This window comes from uncultured Bacteroides sp. (assembly GCF_905207245.1).
Taxonomy (GTDB): domain Bacteria; phylum Bacteroidota; class Bacteroidia; order Bacteroidales; family Bacteroidaceae; genus Bacteroides.
In genome coordinates, this window is sequence record NZ_CAJLKP010000013.1 from 70,061 (window position 1) to 92,162 (window position 22,102).

General features: G+C 48.3%; 13 protein-coding genes. 2 read left to right on the forward strand and 11 right to left on the reverse strand.

Annotated features, from left to right (window positions below):
• Nucleotides 1-127: 127 nt before the first annotated feature.
• The 8 genes from QZ135_RS06245 to QZ135_RS06280 all read right to left on the reverse strand — a co-directional run bounded on the left by QZ135_RS06245 (nt 128) and on the right by QZ135_RS06280 (nt 15,356).
• Complete coding sequence (locus QZ135_RS06245; RefSeq protein WP_294606870.1) at nt 128-1,906, reverse strand: RagB/SusD family nutrient uptake outer membrane protein; 1,779 nt, start codon at nt 1,904-1,906, stop codon at nt 128-130.
• Between the two features lie 10 nt (nt 1,907-1,916).
• Complete coding sequence (locus QZ135_RS06250) at nt 1,917-4,979, reverse strand: TonB-dependent receptor (protein WP_294606872.1); 3,063 nt, start codon at nt 4,977-4,979, stop codon at nt 1,917-1,919.
• Between the two features lie 209 nt (nt 4,980-5,188).
• Nucleotides 5,189-7,624, reverse strand: coding sequence for a glycoside hydrolase family 2 TIM barrel-domain containing protein (locus QZ135_RS06255; RefSeq protein ID WP_294606874.1), 2,436 nt, complete (start codon nt 7,622-7,624; stop codon nt 5,189-5,191).
• Nucleotides 7,625-7,796: 172 nt separating this feature from the next.
• Entirely contained in the window at nt 7,797-11,780 is a 3,984-nt protein-coding gene (locus QZ135_RS06260) for a hybrid sensor histidine kinase/response regulator transcription factor (RefSeq protein WP_294606876.1), read from the reverse strand.
• A 58-nt stretch (nt 11,781-11,838) separates the two neighbouring features.
• A complete protein-coding gene (gene dprA / locus QZ135_RS06265) occupies nt 11,839-12,957 on the reverse strand; it encodes a DNA-processing protein DprA (RefSeq protein ID WP_294606878.1) in 1,119 nt (372 codons plus the stop codon).
• 12 nt (nt 12,958-12,969) lie between these two features.
• Nucleotides 12,970-13,383 carry an acyl-CoA thioesterase gene (locus QZ135_RS06270; RefSeq protein ID WP_294606880.1) on the reverse strand — a complete coding sequence of 138 codons (414 nt, stop codon included), beginning with the start codon at nt 13,381-13,383 and terminating at the stop codon, nt 12,970-12,972.
• Between the two features lie 121 nt (nt 13,384-13,504).
• Complete coding sequence (locus QZ135_RS06275) at nt 13,505-14,788, reverse strand: peptidase U32 family protein (RefSeq protein WP_294606882.1); 1,284 nt, start codon at nt 14,786-14,788, stop codon at nt 13,505-13,507.
• Between the two features lie 106 nt (nt 14,789-14,894).
• On the reverse strand, nt 14,895-15,356 hold the full coding sequence (locus tag QZ135_RS06280; protein WP_294606884.1) for a DUF2059 domain-containing protein: 462 nt from the start codon (nt 15,354-15,356) through the stop codon (nt 14,895-14,897).
• Nucleotides 15,357-15,446: 90 nt separating this feature from the next.
• Here QZ135_RS06280 and dusB point away from each other — a divergent pair, with 90 nt between their 5' ends.
• Nucleotides 15,447-16,433 (forward strand): tRNA dihydrouridine synthase DusB, encoded by a 987-nt coding sequence (dusB, locus tag QZ135_RS06285; RefSeq protein WP_294606885.1) that lies wholly within the window; start codon nt 15,447-15,449, stop codon nt 16,431-16,433.
• Between the two features lie 166 nt (nt 16,434-16,599).
• Here the strand turns inward: dusB and QZ135_RS06290 are convergent, their stop codons facing one another.
• The 3 genes from QZ135_RS06290 to QZ135_RS06300 form a co-directional block, all read right to left on the reverse strand.
• The gene (locus QZ135_RS06290; RefSeq protein WP_294606888.1) at nt 16,600-17,565 is read right to left on the reverse strand and encodes a phosphatase PAP2 family protein; all 966 of its coding nucleotides are present in this window, start codon (nt 17,563-17,565) and stop codon (nt 16,600-16,602) included.
• Nucleotides 17,556-18,563 carry an NAD(P)-dependent oxidoreductase gene (locus QZ135_RS06295; RefSeq protein ID WP_294606890.1) on the reverse strand — a complete coding sequence of 336 codons (1,008 nt, stop codon included), beginning with the start codon at nt 18,561-18,563 and terminating at the stop codon, nt 17,556-17,558. Before QZ135_RS06295 ends, QZ135_RS06290 begins: the two co-directional genes overlap by 10 nt.
• A gap of 101 nt (nt 18,564-18,664) precedes the next feature.
• Nucleotides 18,665-19,579: a cation diffusion facilitator family transporter gene (locus QZ135_RS06300; RefSeq protein WP_294606892.1), complete on the reverse strand. Its 915-nt coding sequence runs from the start codon at nt 19,577-19,579 to the stop codon at nt 18,665-18,667.
• A 311-nt stretch (nt 19,580-19,890) separates the two neighbouring features.
• Between QZ135_RS06300 and rnr the strand changes: the two genes are divergently transcribed.
• Entirely contained in the window at nt 19,891-22,032 is a 2,142-nt protein-coding gene (rnr, locus tag QZ135_RS06305) for a ribonuclease R (RefSeq protein WP_294606894.1), read from the forward strand.
• Nucleotides 22,033-22,102 lie beyond the last annotated feature (70 nt).

Sequence of the window (22,102 nt, forward strand, 5' to 3'; positions counted from 1 at the left end):
GCCAAAAAATGCTGCTTTTAAGTCAAAAGCCACAAATACAATAATCGCATTGCAGTATAAGCCTACCACAATGCGATTACACGATTATCTGAAAAGACAGATTCGCCTGACAAAGAAAAAAGAAAGATTAATAGTCCGGATTCTGTATCAACAGTTCATTCTTCTGCATCTCGTCCAAAAGGATAGGTAAGAAATAAGATTTATTCTTCCATCCCCGTTCCTGTACTTCTGTGATTGAATACACCTGTTTGCCTCCTCCATAAGGATAACGGATATCAATGCCCTGTGCATTCTTTATCACATCGGGAGCAATCATCCACCTGCGGATGTCAAAGTAACGATGCTGTTCGTAGGCCAGCTCAATCTTCCGCTCATTGCGGTAACGCTCCATCAGCGCCGCGCCGGTCTCTCCTACAGGAATATCGGGCATTCCGGCTCTGGTACGGATTTTATTGATATACTTCACAGCTTCACCTTCATCCCCCAATTCAAGACAAGCCTCAGCATAGTTCAGCAACACTTCGGCATACCTGATTTGACGGAAAGGATAGTTCTGGCGGTCATACTGATGATTAACGGCAGGGCCGATAAACTTACGCATATAATATCCTGTGTATGTCCCGTTCCAGTCTTCTATCGGCCCCTGGCGGGTATCCAAGCCCGGATTATAAGAACCATTTGCATTCTCATAAAATCCCGTTTGCACAATTCCCTCCGGGTCGGAACCAATCACGTCATCAGGACGTTGCCTCCATGTCGCTCCATCATAAAGCACACAGGCATAAAAACGCGGGTCTCTGTTCTTATAAGGTTCCGCCTTATGTTCCGAGTTGTCCCAACTGAACTTGCTGCCATCAATCATTTCATAAGAATCTACCATCTGCCCCGTAGGCACATTGCCACCCCAACCGTGAAAACCGTTAGGAGAATTGAACAAGCCAAGGCTCGGGCACTGGAAATCCCCGTTGTTGCTATTTACAATGTCATAATATGTCAGCATAATATCTTCATCATTGCCATTATTCAAGAAGAGATTCACATAGTTGTCAGTCGCTTCTTCCGCCGTTGAGAACCCATTTTCGCCGTACAAACGATAGATATTAAGGTCCATCACATCCTTTGCCGCCTTCCGGGCTGCTTCCCAACGGACTTGCCGGTCACCATCCACATAGCTCACCAATTCCGGATTCTTGTAACCGGATGACCACGATGCCTGAGAGTTGTACAGGTCGCTTGCTGCATAAAGCAACACCCGCGACTTCAATGCCAATGCCGCACCTTTAGTGGCACGCGCCTTATCGCCGCTCAGAGGTAGCAAGCCAGCAGCAGCATCCAACTCCTTCACAATATAGTCAACCGTTTCTTTCAGTGTATTCCTCGTCACCAACAGTTCGTCCGAAGGTGAATAAGACTTGTCGATAAGTGGCACACCACCCCAGAAGCTCATCAGCCAATAGTAGAAATAACCGCGCAAGTAGTGCACTTCTCCCCGCAACTGGTCTATGTCACCCCCCTGCAATTCGTACTTTTCCACATTCTCAAAGAAGATGTTACAAGCACGGATATTCTTATACAGCCTGTTCCACGTGACGTTATTGAAAGCATAAATCCAGAACCCGGGTCCCAGGATGCCCAAATAACTCGGGTTAATCTCACTCTTCACAACGGGCTGGCTCTCCCACGACCATACTTCCATCGCTTCATCGCAAAGGGAAGAGAACATCACGGTGTGGAAGCCATAATACTGCCCCTGATAGATGTTGTTGACAAACGAAGTCACCAGCGCCTTGTCCGTCCAGACCGCAGCATCCGAATAGCGGTCCAGTGGGTCTACATTGAGGAAATCATCATTACATGCCGTGAACGTCAGCATCATCAGCATAGCGAATATCTTAAACTGTTTCATAACATTTCAATTAAAAGGTTACATTTACTCCAAAATTCAATACTTTGTTCAACGGGTGGTTGTAGCCGGAACCACTCGTATTCTCAGGGTCGTAGTCCTTCATGTCGGGACTAAACGTCAGCAGGTTATAAGCGCTGATGTACACGCGTACTCTCTCGATGCCGGCTTGTTTGGTAAAGACTTTGGGCACGGTGTAGCCCAACTCGATGTTCTTCAGGCGGACATAGTCCGTTTTATGCAGCCAGAATGTATTAGGCTGGTTCACCCAATATTCATTGCTACGATTGTAGGTACGCGGGAAACTGGCTGTAGGGTTATCTTCCGTCCAGCGATTATCATAGAAACTCTTCAGGAAGTTTCCGAAGTCACCCGATTCCGTGCTTTGCTGGAATACACCGCCAAACGCACCCTGAAACAATACGGAGAAGTCGAAATCCTTATAGGTAAGGTCAACGTTCAAGCCGCCCGTGAAGGTGGGAGTCTTGGTCTTGTCATTCCGCACACGGTCGTTGCCATCAATCACTTTGTCACCATTTACATCCTTGAAAATAATATCTCCGGGACGGGCACCTGCCCAGTGCGGATAGGATTCCACGTGAGCTTCATCTTTGAAGATGCCGATGGCTTCATAATAAAGTCCGGCATTGATAGGCATCCCTGTTGACTTCTGATAATCGGGAGCACCCGGAGCTTCATCCCAAAAGAGGATTTTGTTCTTGGCATACACTCCATTCAAGCCCACACCCAGAGAGAAATCTTTGAAACGTTTGCGATAATCGATACTGAAATCAACACCCTGGTTCTTCACCTTTCCGAGGTTTTCATCGGGTAAGGTGAGTCCCGAAGTATTGGGAACAGAAGCATTCCGTTTCCAGAGGATGTCTTTCCGCTTATTGTAGAAGTAATCGACGGTTACAGCCAGGTCGCCATTCAGAAACTGCAAGTCTAAACCTATGTTTTGTTGGGTAGCTGTCTCCCAGGTTACATTGACGTTGGGGGCTACGTTTTCCATCAGGGATTGATTGGCAGTTGCACCGCCATTCGTGAGGTACATCAAGTTGTTGAAGGTATAAGAAGCAAGGTACTGATACGGATCGATCATATCGTTACCCGTCTTTCCCCAGGAAGCACGGACTTTGGCAAAGTGAACGAAAGGCAATGCTTTCTGAAAGAAGTTTTCTTCGGAGATGACGTAGCCCAATGAAACACCCGGGAAGAAGCCGAACTGATTGGAATGGTCGAAGATATATGAGCCCTGGTATCTCCATACAAATTCGGCCAGATACTTAGACTTATAGCTGTAATTCACACGACCGAAATAATTGAGGCGCGCCTCTTTATACCCCTTACCGGTATTGTTTATTTCGTCCTGTCCACCGGCAAACAACTCATCGATGGCAGTGGAAATGAAGTATCTGCGAAATGCCTCGAAGGAGTCTCCCTTGCCGGTGATTCTTTCTGCACCCGCCAGTATATTCACAGAGTGGTTCTCAGCAAAAGTACGGTTATAGTTTATAATACCGCTAAGCAGGATATTCTGGTTGTCTTCCATAGACTCCCGGAGACGGGGATCGCTGAAACCTTTCTTACCTTCTACCAGAAGGGGATTATTGTTTTCGTCCAAGGATGTCCCGTCCCATGAATACAGGGTCCAAGGAGTCTGCCATATCTTGCGGAAACGGAAGTTCTTATCCAGTGAGGCAGTAGCTTTAAGGGTGAGCCCTTCCACATAGGGAACATTGATATTGACGCCGAAGTCTCCGTTCAGGATGTAGCGTTTGTCTCGCTCGTAGCCTGTAGCGTCGGTGGCAATCACTACCGGGTTGTCACCGAACTCGATATCGGGACCCGGGAGGCCATTGGGCCAATAAGCAGGCATGTTGGGCTTGGACCTCATCAGCATTCTGAAAATATTCTCGGACGAACGGGTGGGGTATTTACGGTCTTCCATACGTCCGGTGAGATTCATGAAGAGATTGATGTACTTATTGAGTTTCAGGTCCAGATTCGATTTCAGGTCGTACTGGTTGTACTTGGTTCCGCTGTTGCGGTAAAATCCGTCCTGGCTTTTGGCAGACACACTGACGAAGTAGGTCATGTTGTCCGTACCGCCGTCGATAGTGGCATTGGCATAGGTCTGGGGAGACCAGGGTTTCAAGGTTTCTTTGAACCAGTCGGTGTTGGGATACGACCAAGGATCGGAGCCGTCACGGTATTTCTGAATATCTTCCGGAGTATAGCGTTCTTTGTTACCTGCGTACTTATCAATCTCATTCAACAAAGTGGCGTATTCGGAAGCATTCGCCATTTCGGGAATAACGGTAGGGCGGGATATACCGTAATTATAGGAAAGGTTTACGGTGGGTTTACCCTTTTTGCCCCGCTTGGTAGTAATGATAATTACACCATTGGCGGCTTGTGCACCATAGATGGCAGCCGAAGCATCCTTCATGACGGACATGGTTTCAATGGTGCTGGGGTCGATACGTTCAAGCGAGCGTCCCGGAACACCGTCCACTACCACCAACGGGTCGGCTTTACCGAAAGTGTTGACACCACGGATTCTGATGGTAGCTCCATCATAACCGGGTTCTGCCGTATTGGAGATGGCAACCACACCGGGCAGGCGTCCGGCAAGTCCCTGACTGACATTAGTTACAGGGGTGTTTGCCAGCTTTTCGCCGCCGATGCTGGTTACGGAACCGGACAAGGTAGCCTTCTTCTGAACACCATAGCCCACGATTACCACTTCGTCCAGCATTTCAGTATCTTCCTTTAGAAGCACCTCCAGTTTTTTTCTTCCGTTAAGAGGAATTTCCTGTACCAAGTATCCCACATAAGAGATGCGCAGCGTGGCGCCTTCGGGCACGGAGATGGAGAAGTTACCGTCCAGATCGGTCACCGTACCGTTAGACGTGCTACCCGCTTCCAGAACAGAAACTCCTATCAGAGCCTCTTTCGTTTTCTCATCCAATACTTTTCCTTTGACAGGTTGGTTCTGAGCCCATAGCAAAACCGGGCTCACAAAGGCAACAACGACAAACAAAAGGAAATTCAGACATTTGTTTTTCATAATAATATATTTAAAGTTAAGTAAATCGTCATAAATTGTTTATATCTTGAGAGTATCTGTCATCCTGAGCGCAGTCGAAGGATCTACTCTCTCCGAATGCACAGAGAAGAGATTCTTCGACTGCGCTCAGAATGACAGTAAGTTAATTAGGGTTATGTACTTAAACGTAGATATATGTGTGTTTAAAGAGTGCGACGGCACTACTTCTATCATTCGGCATGTATCAGTACAGAGGCATCCTCCATTCCTTCGGCAGAAACCGTCACCCGTATTTCACCCTTTTCTTCATTGGGCTGTACAATGGCAATGGCTCTTCCCCGGAACGTGTTGGGGGTAAGCGAGCGGAAGCTCTTCATGTCATCATAAGCAGCATTTCCACCGGCAATGACGGTTCCCTTGCCACTGCATTCTATCTTGACAGGCAGGGAAGTATCGGGAACCACATTTCCGTCTTTGTCCACCAACTCTATCTTCACGTAAGAGAGGTCGTTCTTGCAGGCTTTGATAGTACTCCTGTCGGCCGTCAAACGGATGGCGGCAGGCTCTCCGGCAGTTTTCAATATGAACTCTTCCTTACCTTTTGAGTTCACCGCTTTCAGGGTTCCCGGTTCATAAGGCACCTCAAAGGTGGCTGTATAATTCTCCTTGCCGGTTTCTTTCTCACCTATCAGCTTGCCGTTCAAGTAAAGTTTCACTTTCGGCGAACGGCTGTATACGTTGACTGACAGGGTTTGTCCTTCCAATCCCTTCCAGTTCCAGCTTACAAGTTCGTTGGGCCATCCCCAGCCATTCACCACTTCTTTCTTATTATCGGGAACGGGGGCATGCACGGCCATTGTCACCGGACGTTCCCGCCAAAGCACATCGCGATAATAAGACTGAGGCTTCTTGTCACCGCAAAGGTCGATATCACCGCACCAGCCATTATACCAAGGCCAACCCATGAATTGCGGATTGTGTTCACCCTCACCCAAGTACAAGGCATGAGCCAGTCCGGCTTCACCCAGATAGTCGATAGCCGTCCAGACAAAATCACCTATCACATACGGATGCTTTTCTACAAGATTCCAGTTCTGGGCGGCTTCTTTCGGATAAGATTCGCTACCATAAATGACGCGGTCGGGATAGGCTGCATGGTCACTTTCATATTTCCGCCATATGTAGTTATAGCCTGCCACATCCAGGCTCCGGAAGATTCTGTAGGAGTCTTTATCCCAGGTGAACTGGCGTCTGTCCCAGAAATCATTCGAACCTATGGTTGTGAAACGGGATTGATCGTATTTGCGGATTGTGTTAACCAGTCTCTTGGAAATCAAGTCTCCTTCGGGTTCATCGGCACGTTGTGCCACCTCATTTCCGATGCTCCACATGATGATGGAAGGGTGATTGCGGTCGCGGCGGACAGATGCAGACAGGTCTCTGTCACTCCATTCGTCAAAGAACTGATGATAGTCTTGTTCGCGTTTTGCAGCTTGCCACTGGTCGAAAGTTTCGTGAATAACCAGCATGCCAAGTCTGTCACATGCATCAAGAAAGTACTCGGACACTTGGTTATGAGAGCATCTGACAGCGTTGTAACCATTGGCTTTCATAAGTTCCACTTTCCGCTCTTCGGCACGGTCTATGGCAACCGCTCCCAGCAATCCGTTGTCGTGATGGATGCAGCCTCCTTTCAGCTTCATAGGTTTGCCGTTCAGCAGGAAACCTTCATCGGCAGAGAAGGAGATGGTTCGGATGCCGAAAGGAACGGTAATCTTATCATATTCCTTTTCGTTGGAAAACAGCGATACTTCTGCCGTATAGAGCACAGGTGTATCTACCGACCATAATTCGGGCTTTTTGATGGAGAAAGATGTTGCTACCGGAGTCTCTTCGGAGAGTACCACGTCCTGTGAGGTTGAAAGCACTTCGTCGCCGGCAGGCGAATATATTTTAATACCTATTTTACCTGATTTGTTTTGCAGGCCCTCGTTATGTATGATAGTGGAGAACTTAATTACAGCATTCTTCTTTTGCAGTTCGGAAGCATCGACAAAAGTATCCCACTTGTCCAGATAGAGTTTCTCCGTCTTCATCAACCATACGTGGCGGAAGATGCCCGAACCGGCATACCAACGGCTGTTGCGCCCTGCATTCACCACTTTCATGGCAAGGGTGTTCGAAGTGCCGGGAGCGTTCAGATAGGGGGTGATGTCTACCTTATAAGAGGTATAGCCATAAGCATTAAAGTTTGCCTTTTTACCATTTATCCAGAGTTCGGATTGGTTGTATACTCCTTCGAAATAAAGGACAATGCGTTTACCGGCATCGCTTCCGGAGAGAGTGAATTCCTTTCTGTACCAGCCTTCACCACCCACGGTCTGCCCGGTATCGATATCCCCTTCGCTCATGCGCGAGAAGGGCCCGACGGTGATTCCTTCTTTCTGAAAGGGTAGTGGTTCTACGCTCCAGTCATGGGGAAGGTCGAGTACTCTCCAACGGCTGTCATTGTACTCCGGCTGTTCGGCATTGGCTACAATGCCCAGATGGAATTTCCAATCCTTATCAAAAAGGATTTTACGCCCGGATGCGCGAAGTGTGGCGTCCGGAAAGGTAGTGACTAACATCACCATACACATCAACAATAGCTTGCTTGCTTTTCTCATAATAGTTATGACTCAAGTTTAAAATCTTGTGGCAAAACAAGCTATATTCAATAAAGGAGAGGGGACAAAAACAGATTGCCGGAGGGGTAAATTCCTGTCATGAAACGTTTCTATACCCTGATGAAAGGATTTTATACCCTAAAGAAGAAGCATTATAGTAAAATACCTCCGCTTAGGAACCCATCTCCCCCTGCTTCTGCAAATACTCCGTCGGCGTAACACCAAACTCTTCCTTGAAACATTTAGTGAAATATTTAGGACTACTGAAACCCACCGCATAAGCAATCTCCGATATATTCAGTGTCCGGGCAAGAAGCATCATGCAGGCACGTTTCATCTTGACATTCCGCACGAAATCCAAAGGCGTCATTCCGGTCATGGACTTTATCTTGCGGTACAGGGTAGATTTGGACATGTTCATTTCCGTAGAGAGATGTTCCAGGTCGAACTCCGACTCTTCAAGGTGTTGTTCTATACTATCGATAATAGATTGCAGGAACTGTTTGTCCGCCGATGGATAGGCAAGCCCTTCCAGATTGATGTTTTCCTCTTTACGGAAAGCAGCCTGGCGCATCTTCGAAGACCGTATCAGGTTATCCACCCGGGCAAAGAGTATCTTCAATTCGAAAGGCTTGGCAATATATCCGTCGGCACCGGCCTCGTAGCTTGCCACCCGGTCGTCGATGCCATTCTTGGCTGTAAGTATAATAACAGGGATATGATTAAAACGCATATCCCCCTTGATACGTGTGCAAAGCTCCCAACCATTCACATCGGGTAGCATGACATCGCACAGGATGACGTCTACCTCATTGTTATTCAGCTTTTCCCAGGCATGCCACCCGTCTACAGCCGTCAGCACGGTGAACCGTTCCTTAAATATCTCCCTCATCATGGAGAGCAGTTCGGTATTGTCGTCAATAAGCAACAGCGTGAGCTTGTCCGCATCATCGGACGAAACGGTACAATCTTCGGAATACTGTCCGTCCGGAGCAGATGGTAAGACCATCGTTTCATCCACCAGTTCATCCGTTGTGTAACTCTCCTTATCAATGGGCAGCTTCACCGTGAAACACGTACCTTGTCCCTGAACACTTTCCACCACGATAGTGCCGTGGTGCAGGTTCACCAGGTCTTTCGTCAAAGAAAGCCCGATACCGTTCGACTCTATTCCCCTGTTTTTACGGCTACTATAGAAGCGGGTGAAGACATGCTCTATCTCCTTGGCAGGAATACCGATACCCTCATCTTTCACCTTCAACAACAACATTCTATGATTTTCTTCACCTGCTTCCGCCCATGCTTCGACGACGATCCGTTTATTCTCCGGCGTATACTTAATAGCGTTGGACAGCAGGTTGTGCAATATCTTATCCAACTTGTCAAAGTCCAAATACCCAGCCCCTTCTTCTATATGGATACGGGGTTCCAATGTGATATTCTTCTTCCCGGCAAGAGGCAGGAAGTTTATCCGGCAGATATTCAGGATGAACTCATTAATATCTCCTTCGGAAACATTCAACTTCAATTTCCCCACATCCATTTTCCTGAAATCGAGCACCTGCTGTATCAGCCGTTTTAACTTGTCCACGTTGGCCCTCAGCATGACGGTCTGCTGTTGCATGGCAGGCGCTTTCTGGTCTAAATAATCGGATATGCAGGATATGACGGTGAGAGGCGTCAGCAGTTCATGGGAAACATTGGTGAAGTAAATCAACTTCGTGCGTGTCAGTTCTTCTTGCAGCTTGACTTCATTTTTCAGCCTGATGCGGCGCATGTAGAGCCGGATTACGGTATAGAAGCAGAGCCCGGTCAGGAGAATATAAACAAGACTGGCAAACCAGGTTTCATAAAAAGCCGGTCTTTTCTCAAGGGTCAGCAACACTTCGTCTTCAGTCCATTTGCCTTGTTCATATTCCAGTTTCAGCCTGAATTTATAAACTCCTTTCTTCAACTGATTATAGAAAGCCGAGTATTTATCATTATTCAGGATAACCCACTCCCTATCCACTCCTTCCAGCTTATAAGCAGCCCTGAGTTTGGTATTCAGCGAGTATTGCAGGGGGGAGAAAAATATTTCTATATTCCGGTCGTTCGGGTTGAGAGATATACTTTCCACTGTATTTTTCTCCGAAGCATAGGGAAAGAAAACACTCTTATCTCCCACTTTGACATCCGTGATGACCGGATGGGGATAAACTTTGCCCACCGACAAGGCATCGCCGGAACGAATATGCGTAAATCCGCGATGCCCGCCGGCATACAGTCCGCCCCGCCCGTCTACGCTAAAGGCCCTGTACCTGAAAACATCCACCAACACATTCTCATCCGAAGTGGTATAGTCTGTATAGACCTTCCGGTAAATATCATACCGGAGCACCTTCTTATTCGTTACAATCCAGACATACCCCTTATCAGCCAGCAAGCCCAGCACGGAGCAGTTGTCTATGACGTCATCCAAGGGCATATTTTCAAACGTCTGCTTCTCTTTATCGGACTTGAAGATTTTCCCCAGAGAGGAGATTACCCACAAACACCCCTCTTCATCCACACAGATATTCTTTACCCCTTCCTTCTCATAAAAATACGCTGAAAAGCTACCCTCCGGTTCATGGTTAATCTTACCATCGGCATAATGCAACCGGTAGATTTGCTTATCCACTGATACTCCCCAGATTTTCCCTTGCATATCGGAGGCCAGAGAAGACATCACCGGAAGGCTGGCATCCTGAATTATCAAACTCCGGTCGCCAGGATGCTTCACATACACATTGTTCCATGTAGCTATCCACAAATTACCATCCCTATCTTCCACCAGCTCTTTGATTGCTTCTTGTCTCTCAATCAACTTGCTTAAATCAACATCTTCTTCCACCCGGACTTTCATTTCCTGACAGGTCAGCCTCATCAAACGGGTAACTCCGCGGATACTTGCCCACACTCCGGGTTTGGAAGCGGATTTTATCAGAATATCCGCCTCCCCCAGGTTGGCTGTTTTGCTAACGTCTGCAAAAAGTTCCCGGGACAAATCGTACAGGCAAAGTCCATATCTGTCCTGACTCATCCACATGACATTATTCCCGTCCACACAAAGATTCAAGAGATTGGCATCCCATCCTGTTTGCTCTTTAAATTGATGCAGGCGGTAATTGTCTATGTTCGAATTATCAAAGAAAATGGTGTAAGCCATATCATAGGAAGCCAGCCACAAATTACCTTCCCGGTCTTTACAGATTCTGGTGTACATCATCTGCGTATCCACCAGATCGTGTATGTCAACCTGTTCCAATGTTCCTTCATCTGTATGTTGCAGTGCGTAGAGCCCTCCGTAAGATAGCAGCCAAAGGTAACCGAAAGTATCATCCTGCGTCATGCTAAAGAAAATCGGTTCGGTTTCACCACTCCGGGGATTCAATACATGGTGCCGTTTGTAGCATTCTTCTCCTGCCTTATCCGGGAAAAACTGCCACAATCCTTCTCCCCATGTGCCTATCCAGTAATTGCCCGATTTGTCCTGAAACATAGTAAACGTTGAATTGCTTCTCCCAAGTTGCGGGTAATTCACAAAAGAATTGGTTTGCCTGTCATATCCGAACAAACCTGCACTGGAAAGTATCCACACCTGTCCCTCACGATCAACATATATAGAATTAATATTAGACCGCTTGCCCGATGCGGGAGAGAGTTCATATTCCTGTATGGCATGGGCGGTGGAATCGCACTTATAGATTTTTCCTCCGGAACCTACCCAGGTGGTTTCGGTTTTATCAGTCACTATATAGTCGATTGCTTGAGTCCGAAGCCTTTCATCGGGAAAAGGTAGAATCCGGCAAGTCTGTTTGTCGTAGAGGTTGAGCCCCTTTCTTGTAGCAATCCATACATAGGCATTATTATCAGTGATGCATACAATGGAGTTATCACTCAATAGGTTCAGATTTTTGTAGTCGGAGCGAAAAGTCTGCAATCCATAACCATCATAACGTGCCAGTCCGTTTGTAGTACCAATCCAGAGATAACCTGTGCGGTCCTGATAGATATCGAAAATTTCATTGGAAGACAATTGGTAGAAGAAAGGGAATTGCCGGGAGAGCATATGCTGTGCACTTACAGACAATTCTCCCAGGAAAAGGAATATACAGAGGAAGAGGTATTTCATAGCACAATGATATGGTTATGGGAGCAAAGGTATAAAAAAAGATGGCTCCTAAGGCCATCTATACTAATAAATGATACACTCCGCCCACCAATGCGCGCACTACACCTTTCATCTCCAACTCAAAAAGCAGGCTGGTCATACGGTTCACGGGAATATCAGCTTCTACCACCAGCGTATTGATATGCAAGTCGCCCAAGCGGGTGAGAATACGAACAACAGACTCCTCTTCTCCGGATAATTCGGGAAAAAGGTTGCGCTGAATACCTTCCGGTTTGGCAGACTGCTCCGTAGTATTCCAACCCACCGTCTGCACGAAATCTTCGGCAGACTGGATGAGGGCGGCTTTATTATCGCGTATCAACAAATTACAGCCCTTCGAAGAAGCATCCGTGATGCGCCCGGGAACGGCAAAGCAATCTCGATGATAGCCTATAGCCAAATCTGCCGTAATAAGGGAACCGCCTTTATCGGCAGACTCTACAACAATGGTAGCATCACTCATACCCGCCACAATGCGGTTGCGACTGACAAAGTTATGACGGTCGGGATTGGTTTCGGTAAGAAATTCAGTGAGCAGCCCACCATTTTCCAGCATGTCAATGGCTGTTTTGCGGTGGACATATGGATAAATACGGTCGAGCCCATGGGCAAGAACGGCCACGGTGGAGAGGTTATTGGCAAGGGCGGCACGATGGGCATGTATATCGATACCATAGGCCAGACCGCTGACGACCAGAACATCAGGACAAAGAACGGATAAATCATGCAGGAAATCGGCACAGAACTGCTTACCGTATTCCGTGGCATTACGGGTGCCCACCATGTCAATTACACGAAGGCGGTTGAAATCAGTATTGCCCTTGAAGAAAAGAACTGCCGGAGCATCTTCACATTCGCGCAGACGGGAGGGGTAGGCCTCATCTTTTAGGGTGAGACACATTAGACGGTTCTTTTCCACAAACTCCATTTCATGTTCGGCACGCAGAAAAGCGGCGGGATTATCAAGAGCTGCAACCACGGCAGGGCTTACGCCGGAAAGGAGTCCGGGCAGTTCCTGACGCCGGCTGAAGACTTCGGCGGCACTACCCATACCCTCTATTAAACGCTTTGCCCCGATATGTCCAATACCGGGGCAAAGCGTGAGGGCTATACTGCAAATACGTTCGTCGTTATTCACGATAGTTAGTAATTAGAGGTTATCGGTAAGATAGGGTGCAAAGATTTTATCAAACAGTTCGCTGTCGCTCAAACGTCCGTTCACCAGACAGACCGTATCCACCACTGCCTTGACTACTACTTTATTGTCACTCTTCCTGAAGATGTCCTGATAGAAGACATACTTGATGCCTTCCTTCTTCATATAGAGTTTGGAAACAAACTCGTCGGCACTCTTCAACGGAGTTTTAAACGCCATGTTGATGCGTGCCACAACCGGGTCTACTCCCTGTTCGTGCAAACGGGCAAAACTGACACCTGTAGAAGAAAGGAACTCATGCCTGGTATGTTCCAGGTAATGCTGATAGTTCGCATTATTCACGATGCCTTGCAGGTCGCATTCATAATCGCGCACCTTCATCTCCAATTCATAGATATATTTTTCCATAATAAAACTTAAATGACACACTTATGACACACTCTACTCGAAAATAACACACTTGTGACACACTCTATCTGAATTATTTTACAGGTATAGCTTTACACTTATAAAGTGTGTCAAAAGTGTGTCATCCCCGTTTCTTTTCAATATCCAGTCCCTTAAACTTCTTCAATTCCTCTGTAGAAACCAGCTTGTACAACTTGTCACTGGGGCGTATTTTGCCCGCTTTCATCGAGAAATGCTCCCCTTTCTTCACTGTTTGTACCGGTTCCAGGTTGACACGGGCTTCGTCGAGCGTCATAAACACTGCACCCGTAGTAGGACCCGTAATCAATATCTTGTCTCCCACATTCAACTCGGCAGCTTCTACCAGAAACTCGGCAACACCGATATTAGAGAAGTACCTGATGCCTTTGCCTACGTAGATTTTCCGTTCCGTAGCCGCCGAACCATAATTCTTCGTCCACTCACCAAGGCGTTGTCCCAGATAGTATCCGTCCCAGAAGCCACGGTTGAAAACCGTTTTCAGGCGTTCATCCCAGACGGCAATCTTTTCATCCGTGAACGTGCCGTCCAGATAAGAGCGGATGGCCTCTTTATAACATTCCACCACTGTGCGGACGTACTCAGGTCCGCGGGCACGCCCTTCTATCTTGAACACACGCACACCTGCGTCCAGCATCTTGTTCATGAAGTGAATGGTTTTCAGGTCTTTGGGCGACATGATATACTGGTTGTCCACTTCCAGCTCCACATCCGTCTCCTTATCACGTACCACGTAAGAGCGGCGGCACACTTGCATGCAAGCGCCGCGATTGGCCGAGTGGTTCATCTCGTGCAGAGAAAGATAGCACTTTCCGGAGACTGCCATGCAGAGCGCACCGTGGCAGAACATCTCGATACGGATAGGCTCACCGCCGGGTCCGCAGATATTCTCTTCGCAGATATGGCGGTAAATCTCCGCTACCTGTTCCAGATTCAACTCGCGTGCCAGCACCACCACATCTGCAAACTGTGCATAGAAGCGCAGGGCTTCTACGTTGGAGATATTCAATTGGGTGCTGAGGTGCACTTCCTGACCAATCTGCCGCGCATAGCTCATCACAGCCACATCTGCCGCAATCACCGCAGAGATGCCGGCAGCCTTTGCCGCATCTATAATGGTGCGCATCAGTGCAAGGTCCTGGTCGTAAATAATAGTATTGACGGTGAGGTAGCTCTTCATTCCGTGCTCGTCACACGTCTGCGCTATTTCCCGTAAGTCTTCAACGGTGAAAGTGTTCGCTGAACGGGCCCGCATATTCAGGTTCTCAATACCGAAATAGATAGAATCGGCTCCTGCCTGGATAGCTGCTGCGAGTGATTCGCGTGAGCCGACAGGGGCCATGATTTCAAAATCTTTTAAATCCATAAATCATATATTTATAAGCTACAAGTTACGAGCTACGAGCTACAAGTGGCTGCGCTATGTTCCGAAAGGCACTCGTAGCTTGTAACTTGTAGCTCGTAACTTGTAACTATTTTCCCTGTGCCTGCAACTCCTGTTGTAGTTCAGTAGCAATTTCCATGCCCAACTGCTGGCCTATTTGCATACCCTCAGTCATCATGGCAGGGGTAGAAGTACCCAGTTTCTTTCCGACGGGTGATTCATAGAAAGCGACTATTTTCTTCAAATCATCCAGTGTCAGGTATTTCTGATATATAGGAGCATAAAGTTCCGCCAGTTTAGAGCCGAATTTAGATTCCCATTTCTTCTGGAAACTATCCCAGAAAGAAGCTGAAACCGAAGGTGATTGTTGTTTCAACATAGCAATCATCTGCGGCACCATAGCCTTTGCCGATGCCATAGAACCGGATACTTCCAGCATTTTTTCCAACGTAGCCTTGTATTCGTTACTCGGAGTTTGTGCCGAAACCGAAGGTGCGGCAGCAAACAGCATAGCCACACACATCACAACTAAAACCAAACCTTTTTTCATAATTCCATATTAGTTAAATAAATGAATGATACAAAGGTAGGCTTTTTTCCGTATTTTTGCAGCGAAATAATCATTTAGTTCAATTTGTCCATGAAGATAGGCCACATAGACCTGGGCGAACGCCCCATACTTTTAGCCCCGATGGAGGACGTCACCGACCCTGCATTCCGACTGATGTGCAAGAAGTTCGGTGCAGATATGGTATACACGGAATTCGTATCGAGCGACGCATTGATACGCTCCGTCAGTAAGACCGAACAGAAGTTGAATATCAGCGATAAGGAGCGTCCTGTAGCCATACAGATATACGGTAAGGACACGGAAACAATGGTGGAAGCCGCGCGCATTGTGGAAGAAGCGCGTCCGGATATTCTCGACATCAACTTCGGCTGCCCCGTGAAGCGCGTAGCAGGCAAAGGTGCAGGAGCAGGTATGCTACAGAACATTCCTAAGATGCTCGAAATCACCCGTGCCGTGGTGGATGCAGTGAAAATACCCGTCACCGTAAAGACTCGTCTGGGCTGGGATGCCAACAACAAAATCATTGTGGAACTTGCCGAACAACTACAGGATTGCGGCATTGCCGCCCTCACCATCCACGGCCGCACCCGCGCACAGATGTACACCGGCGAAGCGGACTGGACACTTATCGGCGAAGTGAAAAAGAACCCTCGGATGCACATCCCCATCATCGGGAACGGAGACGTCACCACCCCTCAAAGGGCAAAAGAGTGCTTCGACCTCTATGGTGTAGATGCCATTATGATAGGACGTGCCAGTTTCGGCCGCCCGTGGATATTCAAGGAGATACGGCATTATCTGGAAACGGGTGAGGAACTCCCCCCGCTGAGTGCCGAATGGAGACTGGACGTGCTGCGGCAGGAAGTGGAAGACAGCGTCAATCTGCTGGATGAAAGAAGAGGGATTCTGCACGTACGCCGCCATCTGGCAGCAAGCCCTCTGTTCAAGGGGATACCGAACTTCCGGGATACGCGTATCGCCATGCTGCGTGCGGAAACAAAGGAGGAACTGTTCCGAATATTCGACAGCATCGAAGGTTCCCTGTTCTCTACATAGGGTAATTATTGACGCTATATTGCCAATGTCTTGCCATAGGCTTGGCAAACTTTTGCCATCGCAGTGGCAAGACTTTGCCAAGCCTATGGCAAAAGTTTGCCACTACGGTGGCAAAAACAAAAGGCTACTTACCCCGTAAATGAGTGTCTACAAGTAGTTCTTTATCTTACTTGAACATCGGCTGTGCAAACCACCTCTTAAACATCCACGTCACCACAATGTAGAGTCCGAATGCTGAAACAAAGCCCACAATCGCATCAATAAGGTAATGCGCCTGAATGTACACCGTTGCACCGCAAAGCAACAAATAGAACGGCAACAGGAAAGCAAACAGCCAGCGACTTCCGCGCCACGCCATAATCATCAGGATAGTGGATATGCCCACATGCGAACTGGGGAAAGCCGCCGTGGGGCGTTCACCTATCTGCTGCGAACCCTCTACCAGATTATAGAAGAAACCATGATCGTATCCCGGTCCGGGCAGCAACTCCTGGTTATGGTTGAAGTAGTCTCCAATGGAAGGGAATACCCCCTGCGCCACATTATCATCCCCGATAGCCGGGAAATAGAACTGCGGACCTGCCACCGGAACAAAGATATAAATCAGATAATAGATAAAGAAAGAAGTGACCAGCACGAACGACAGCTTCTCGAAGAATTGAAACCGGTAGATAAAGTACCAGACCACTACAATCAGTATCATCGGATAATAGAAGAAGTATCCCATATTGAACGGCTCACTCACCCACATATGCGGGAAGCGGAGGCAGAACCACACCGCCGGTTGTCCGCCGAACATCCACTGCTCCGCCGAAGCGAATACATGGTCCAGGTTGGGGAATATCCGGTTGAACTCAAATGTATCGGGATACCAATAGGAAAGCAAAGACATCTGTATGGCTATGCGCACAAAGGCGGAGAACTTACAGGGTGCCAGCCGGTAAAGATACATCAACAGGAATGTCATACCGGCAATCATGGCACGGTCAATCAACATCTGTCCAGGATGATCCATTTCCTGAAAAAGGAACAAGATCAAAATAGAAGTCAACAAATTGTATATAAGTGTTATCTTCTCTACTGCAAACAACCCCTTCCGGGTTTCTACCTTTTTAAATAAATCTAAAGCCATCCCTCGTTCTTATACCAGGCAATGGTTTCCTTCACGCCTTGCTCCAGGTTGTACTGGGGCGCGAATCCCAACTCCCGGACAGCCGGGCCGATGTCACATTGCCAATTGCGTTGTTTCATTATGTTATACTTATCCGAATTGAGAGTACCGGGCTTCTTGCTGCGCATCGCCCAGAAATCAGCGAGCAAAGATACAACTTTCAATATAATTAACGGGCATACCACCCGAATAACAAACGGATTACCCAATTCTTTCCTTATCAGGTCGGAAAAAGCACGGCTACGGTACACCTGTCCGTCTGCCAGGAAGTAGGCGCGGCGGCATGCCTGCTTCTCGATGCCAAGGAACACAGCCTGCACAATATCTTTCACATAGATAAACGTCAGGTCCTGGCGGCGGAAGCCCACCGCAAAGTCCGTATGCTGCTTGATGGACTTCGCCATCAGGTAGTAATCTTTCTCACGCGGGCCGTAGACTCCCGTGGGGCGATAAATGACATAGGGGAAGCCGGGAATGCTCTGCAAGTAGAGCTCGGCTTTAAGTTTGCTCAGTCCGTAAGCGGTATTGGGCATGGGGGAGTCGTCTTCCGTAATGGGTTGGTAGGTTTTCTCCCGGACGGGACCGAAGACGCTCAGCGTACTGATATAGATGAATTGTTTCGGTATCATGTTCAGTTCGCGAAGGGTATCGACAAAGTATTTCGTTTGCAGATAGTTCACGCGGTCGAACTCCCGCTTATCCGTGCACTTGGTGACGCCGGCGCAATGGATGATGTAGTCGAACTTATTATAGGTTCCCTTATGACCGGAGAGTTGTGCCCTCAGTTCGTTGGGATGTGCAAAGTCCAGTTCGAGAATGTGTATCTTGCGGTTGCGCAGATATTCGCGGCTGCTACTTGAGCGGATACCCGCCCACACGCCGAACTTCCGCTTCAACGCTTCTTCTACGATGAAACTTCCGATAAATCCACTGGCTCCTGTAATTAATATACTTTCCACTCGCTACTTTTTATTTAGTGATTAACGGTAAGTGATGAGTGATTAGTAGGCTGCGCTATGACGCCGCATAGCACTAATCACTCATCACTAGCCACTAATCATTATTTCAACGGTTCCACATGAATACCCACATGCGTATTCCTGCCAAACATATCTTTTAGTTTATTCTCTATCGCCGTGGCCGTCCGGTGCGCCTCTTCCAGGGATATTTTCCCGTCCATGCGCACATGTACCTCAATGGCACAATAGCTTCCGATGCGGCGCGTGCGCAGATGATGCGGTGAACTGACACCGGGAAACGACAGGATGGTCTCCTGTATCTTGTTCTCCACCGTGGCAGGCAACGACTTCTCCAACAGCTCGTCCACACAAGGTATCAGCAACCGGATGGAGACTTTCATAATGAAAAAGCTCACAACCACCGCCGCAATCGGGTCGAGCACCCGCCAATGAGGGCCCAACACAATGGCACCGCCAATGCCCACAGCCGTACCTATGGAAGAAAGCGCATCACTCCGGTGATGCCACGCGTTGGCAATCACCGCCTGCGAGTTCAGTCTCTTCCCCTTGAATACCGTATAGCGATAAAGAGTTTCTTTCGAGACAATGGATAGCAGCGCTGCCACCAACGCCACGATGCCCGGCTCCTGCAAAGCATCTCCCTGCAAGAAACGGAAAATGGACGACGCCCCACTCCAGAGAATACCGAAGCCGACACACAACAGCAGAATACCGATAATAGCAGTAGCCAGTGTCTCATACTTCCCATGCCCGTAATCGTGGCTCTCATCCTCGGGTTTGGCAGATATGCGCACAAACACAATCACAATAATATCGGTGACAAAATCCGACAGTGAATGAACCGCATCCGCCAGCATAGCGGCACTATGCCCGAAAACTGCTGCAAAGAACTTGAACACAAGCAAAAGGAAGTTCACTATACTCCCTGCCACGGTCACCCGGTAAATGCCTTTTTCCCGTTGGGTATCTGTCATCTGTAATGCTTGTTCTGCCATTCAGCCATTTTATAAATCGTTGCAAATATAGTACATAAATCCGTTTGCTTCTGCAATTTACCGGTTATTTTCTGCCAGAGAAGAAGATTTTAGGGGCAGATTGAACGAGGGATAACTATTATTTGTTTACTTTGCAAATAGAGAATGAAGTGACGAGTGACGAGCTACAAGCTACGAGCTACAAGTAACGAGTTGCTGCGCTGTACTCAGGGCGAATAATTATTCGCCCGGCTATCACGCCGAAAGGTACTCATCACACGTAGCTTGTAGCTCGTCACTTATCTGCCACTAACATAAAAAAGATATATATTATGAGCAAGAACAAAGAAAAGAAAGCCGGCAAGCGCATGAAAAAGAAAGAGCTTGTGGGCGCACTCATGGATTTTTTCCATTCAAAACCTGACGAAGTACTGTCCCTGAAATACATATTCGAACAACTTCACCTCACCACGCATCCCCTGAAGATGCTGTGCAAGGACATCCTGAGCGACTTGTCGCTGGACGACTACATCACCGAAGTGGATAAAAGCAAGTATAAGCTGAACAACCATGGCGTGGAGATGGTGGGCACCTTCCAGCGCAAGAGCAACGGAAAGAATTCCTTCATCCCCGAAGGTGGCGGTGACCCGATATTCGTTGCCGAACGCAACTCGGCACACGCCATGAACAACGATAAAGTGCGCATCTCCTTCTATGCCAAACGCCGTGGACGCGAAGCCGAAGGTGAAGTCATCGAAGTACTGGAACGCGCCAACGACACCTTTGTAGGCACGCTGGAAGTTGCCAACTCCTACGCCTTCCTGGTGACGGAGAACCGCACGCTCGCCAACGACATCTTCATCCCCAAAGAGAAGCTGAAAGGTGGAAAGACAGGCGACAAAGCCATCGTGAAAGTAGTGGAGTGGCCCGACAAGGCTAAGAACCCCATCGGACAAGTCATCGACATCCTCGGCAAAGCGGGCGACAACACCACCGAGATGCATGCCATTCTTGCCGAGTTCGGCCTGCCCTACGTCTACCCCGCTTCCGTAGAGAAAGCTGCGGACAAGATTCCTGCTGAAATCTCCGATGAAGAGATTGCCAAGCGCGAGGACTTCCGGGGTGTGACCACCTTCACCATCGACCCGAAGGATGCCAAGGACTTTGACGACGCCCTCTCCATCCGCAAACTGAAAGAAGGTTTGTGGGAAGTGGGTGTACACATAGCAGACGTCAGCCACTACGTCACCGAAGGCAGCATTATCGACAAGGAAGCCGAGAAGCGCGCCACGTCCGTCTACCTGGTAGACCGCACCATCCCGATGCTACCCGAACGCCTTTGTAACTTCATCTGCTCTCTGCGTCCCAACGAAGAGAAGCTGGCATACTCCGTCATCTTCGACATCAACGAAAAGGGCTACGTAAAGAATGCACGTGTCGTTCACACCGTCATCAAGTCCGACCGCCGCTTCACCTACGAAGAAGCGCAACAGATTATCGAGACGAAAGAAGGTGACTTCAAAGAAGAAGTCCTCATGCTGGATACCATTGCCAAGGCATTAAGGCAGAAGCGCTTCGTGGCGGGAGCCATCAACTTCGATCGCTATGAGGTGAAATTCGAGATAGACGAGAAGGGTAAGCCCATCAGCGTTTACTTCAAGGAATCCAAAGATGCTAACAAACTGGTAGAAGAGTTTATGCTTCTTGCCAACCGCACCGTAGCCGAGAAGATAGGCCGTGTGCCCAAGAACAAGAAGCCCAAAGTATTTCCTTACCGTATCCACGACCTGCCCGACCCGGAGAAACTGGATAACCTGGCGCAATTCATTGCCCGTTTCGGCTACAAGCTGCGCACCAGCGGAACGAAGACGGACGTTTCCAAGTCCATCAACCACTTGCTGGATGACATTCAGGGAAAGAAGGAAGAGAATCTTATTGAAACCGTATCCATACGTGCCATGCAAAAAGCGCGTTACTCCACGCACAACATCGGACACTACGGACTTGCATTCGATTTCTATACACACTTCACTTCGCCCATCCGCCGCTTCCCGGACATGATGGTGCACCGCCTGCTGACCAAATATCTGGATGGCGGACGCAGTGTTTCCGAGAAGAAGTACGAGGACCTCTGCGACCATTCCAGCAACATGGAACAGATTGCAGCCAATGCCGAACGTGCTTCCATCAAGTATAAACAAGTAGAGTTTATGACAGAGCGCCTGGGACAAGTGTTCGACGGTGTCATCTCCGGCGTAACGGAGTGGGGATTGTACGTTGAACTGAACGAGAATAAGTGCGAAGGCATGATACCCATCCGCGACCTCGACGATGATTACTACGAATTTGATGAGAAGAACTACTGTCTGCGCGGACGCCGCAAGCACCGCACGTATAGTCTGGGCGATGCAATCACGATTAAAGTGGCACGCGCCAACTTGGAAAAGAAGCAGTTGGACTTTGCACTGATGTAAAAAGGAAGTTGACGAGGGGAGAAGTTGACGAGGGGACGAGGGGCTGCGCTATGGCTCCTGCCTCCTTGTC

What these genes read in the sequence shown, in the direction of transcription:
- QZ135_RS06245 (WP_294606870.1), bottom strand. Translation starts at nt 1,906, where the DNA reads ATGAAACAGTTTAAGATATTCGCTATGCTGATGATGCTGACGTTCACG.
- QZ135_RS06250 (WP_294606872.1), bottom strand. Translation starts at nt 4,979, where the DNA reads ATGAAAAACAAATGTCTGAATTTCCTTTTGTTTGTCGTTGTTGCCTTT.
- QZ135_RS06255 (WP_294606874.1), bottom strand. Translation starts at nt 7,624, where the DNA reads ATGAGAAAAGCAAGCAAGCTATTGTTGATGTGTATGGTGATGTTAGTC.
- QZ135_RS06260 (WP_294606876.1), bottom strand. Translation starts at nt 11,780, where the DNA reads ATGAAATACCTCTTCCTCTGTATATTCCTTTTCCTGGGAGAATTGTCT.
- QZ135_RS06270 (WP_294606880.1), bottom strand. Translation starts at nt 13,383, where the DNA reads ATGGAAAAATATATCTATGAATTGGAGATGAAGGTGCGCGATTATGAA.
- QZ135_RS06275 (WP_294606882.1), bottom strand. Translation starts at nt 14,788, where the DNA reads ATGGATTTAAAAGATTTTGAAATCATGGCCCCTGTCGGCTCACGCGAA.
- QZ135_RS06280 (WP_294606884.1), bottom strand. Translation starts at nt 15,356, where the DNA reads ATGAAAAAAGGTTTGGTTTTAGTTGTGATGTGTGTGGCTATGCTGTTT.
- dusB (WP_294606885.1), top strand. Translation starts at nt 15,447, where the DNA reads ATGAAGATAGGCCACATAGACCTGGGCGAACGCCCCATACTTTTAGCC.
- QZ135_RS06290 (WP_294606888.1), bottom strand. Translation starts at nt 17,565, where the DNA reads ATGGCTTTAGATTTATTTAAAAAGGTAGAAACCCGGAAGGGGTTGTTT.
- QZ135_RS06300 (WP_294606892.1), bottom strand. Translation starts at nt 19,579, where the DNA reads ATGGCAGAACAAGCATTACAGATGACAGATACCCAACGGGAAAAAGGC.
- rnr (WP_294606894.1), top strand. Translation starts at nt 19,891, where the DNA reads ATGAGCAAGAACAAAGAAAAGAAAGCCGGCAAGCGCATGAAAAAGAAA.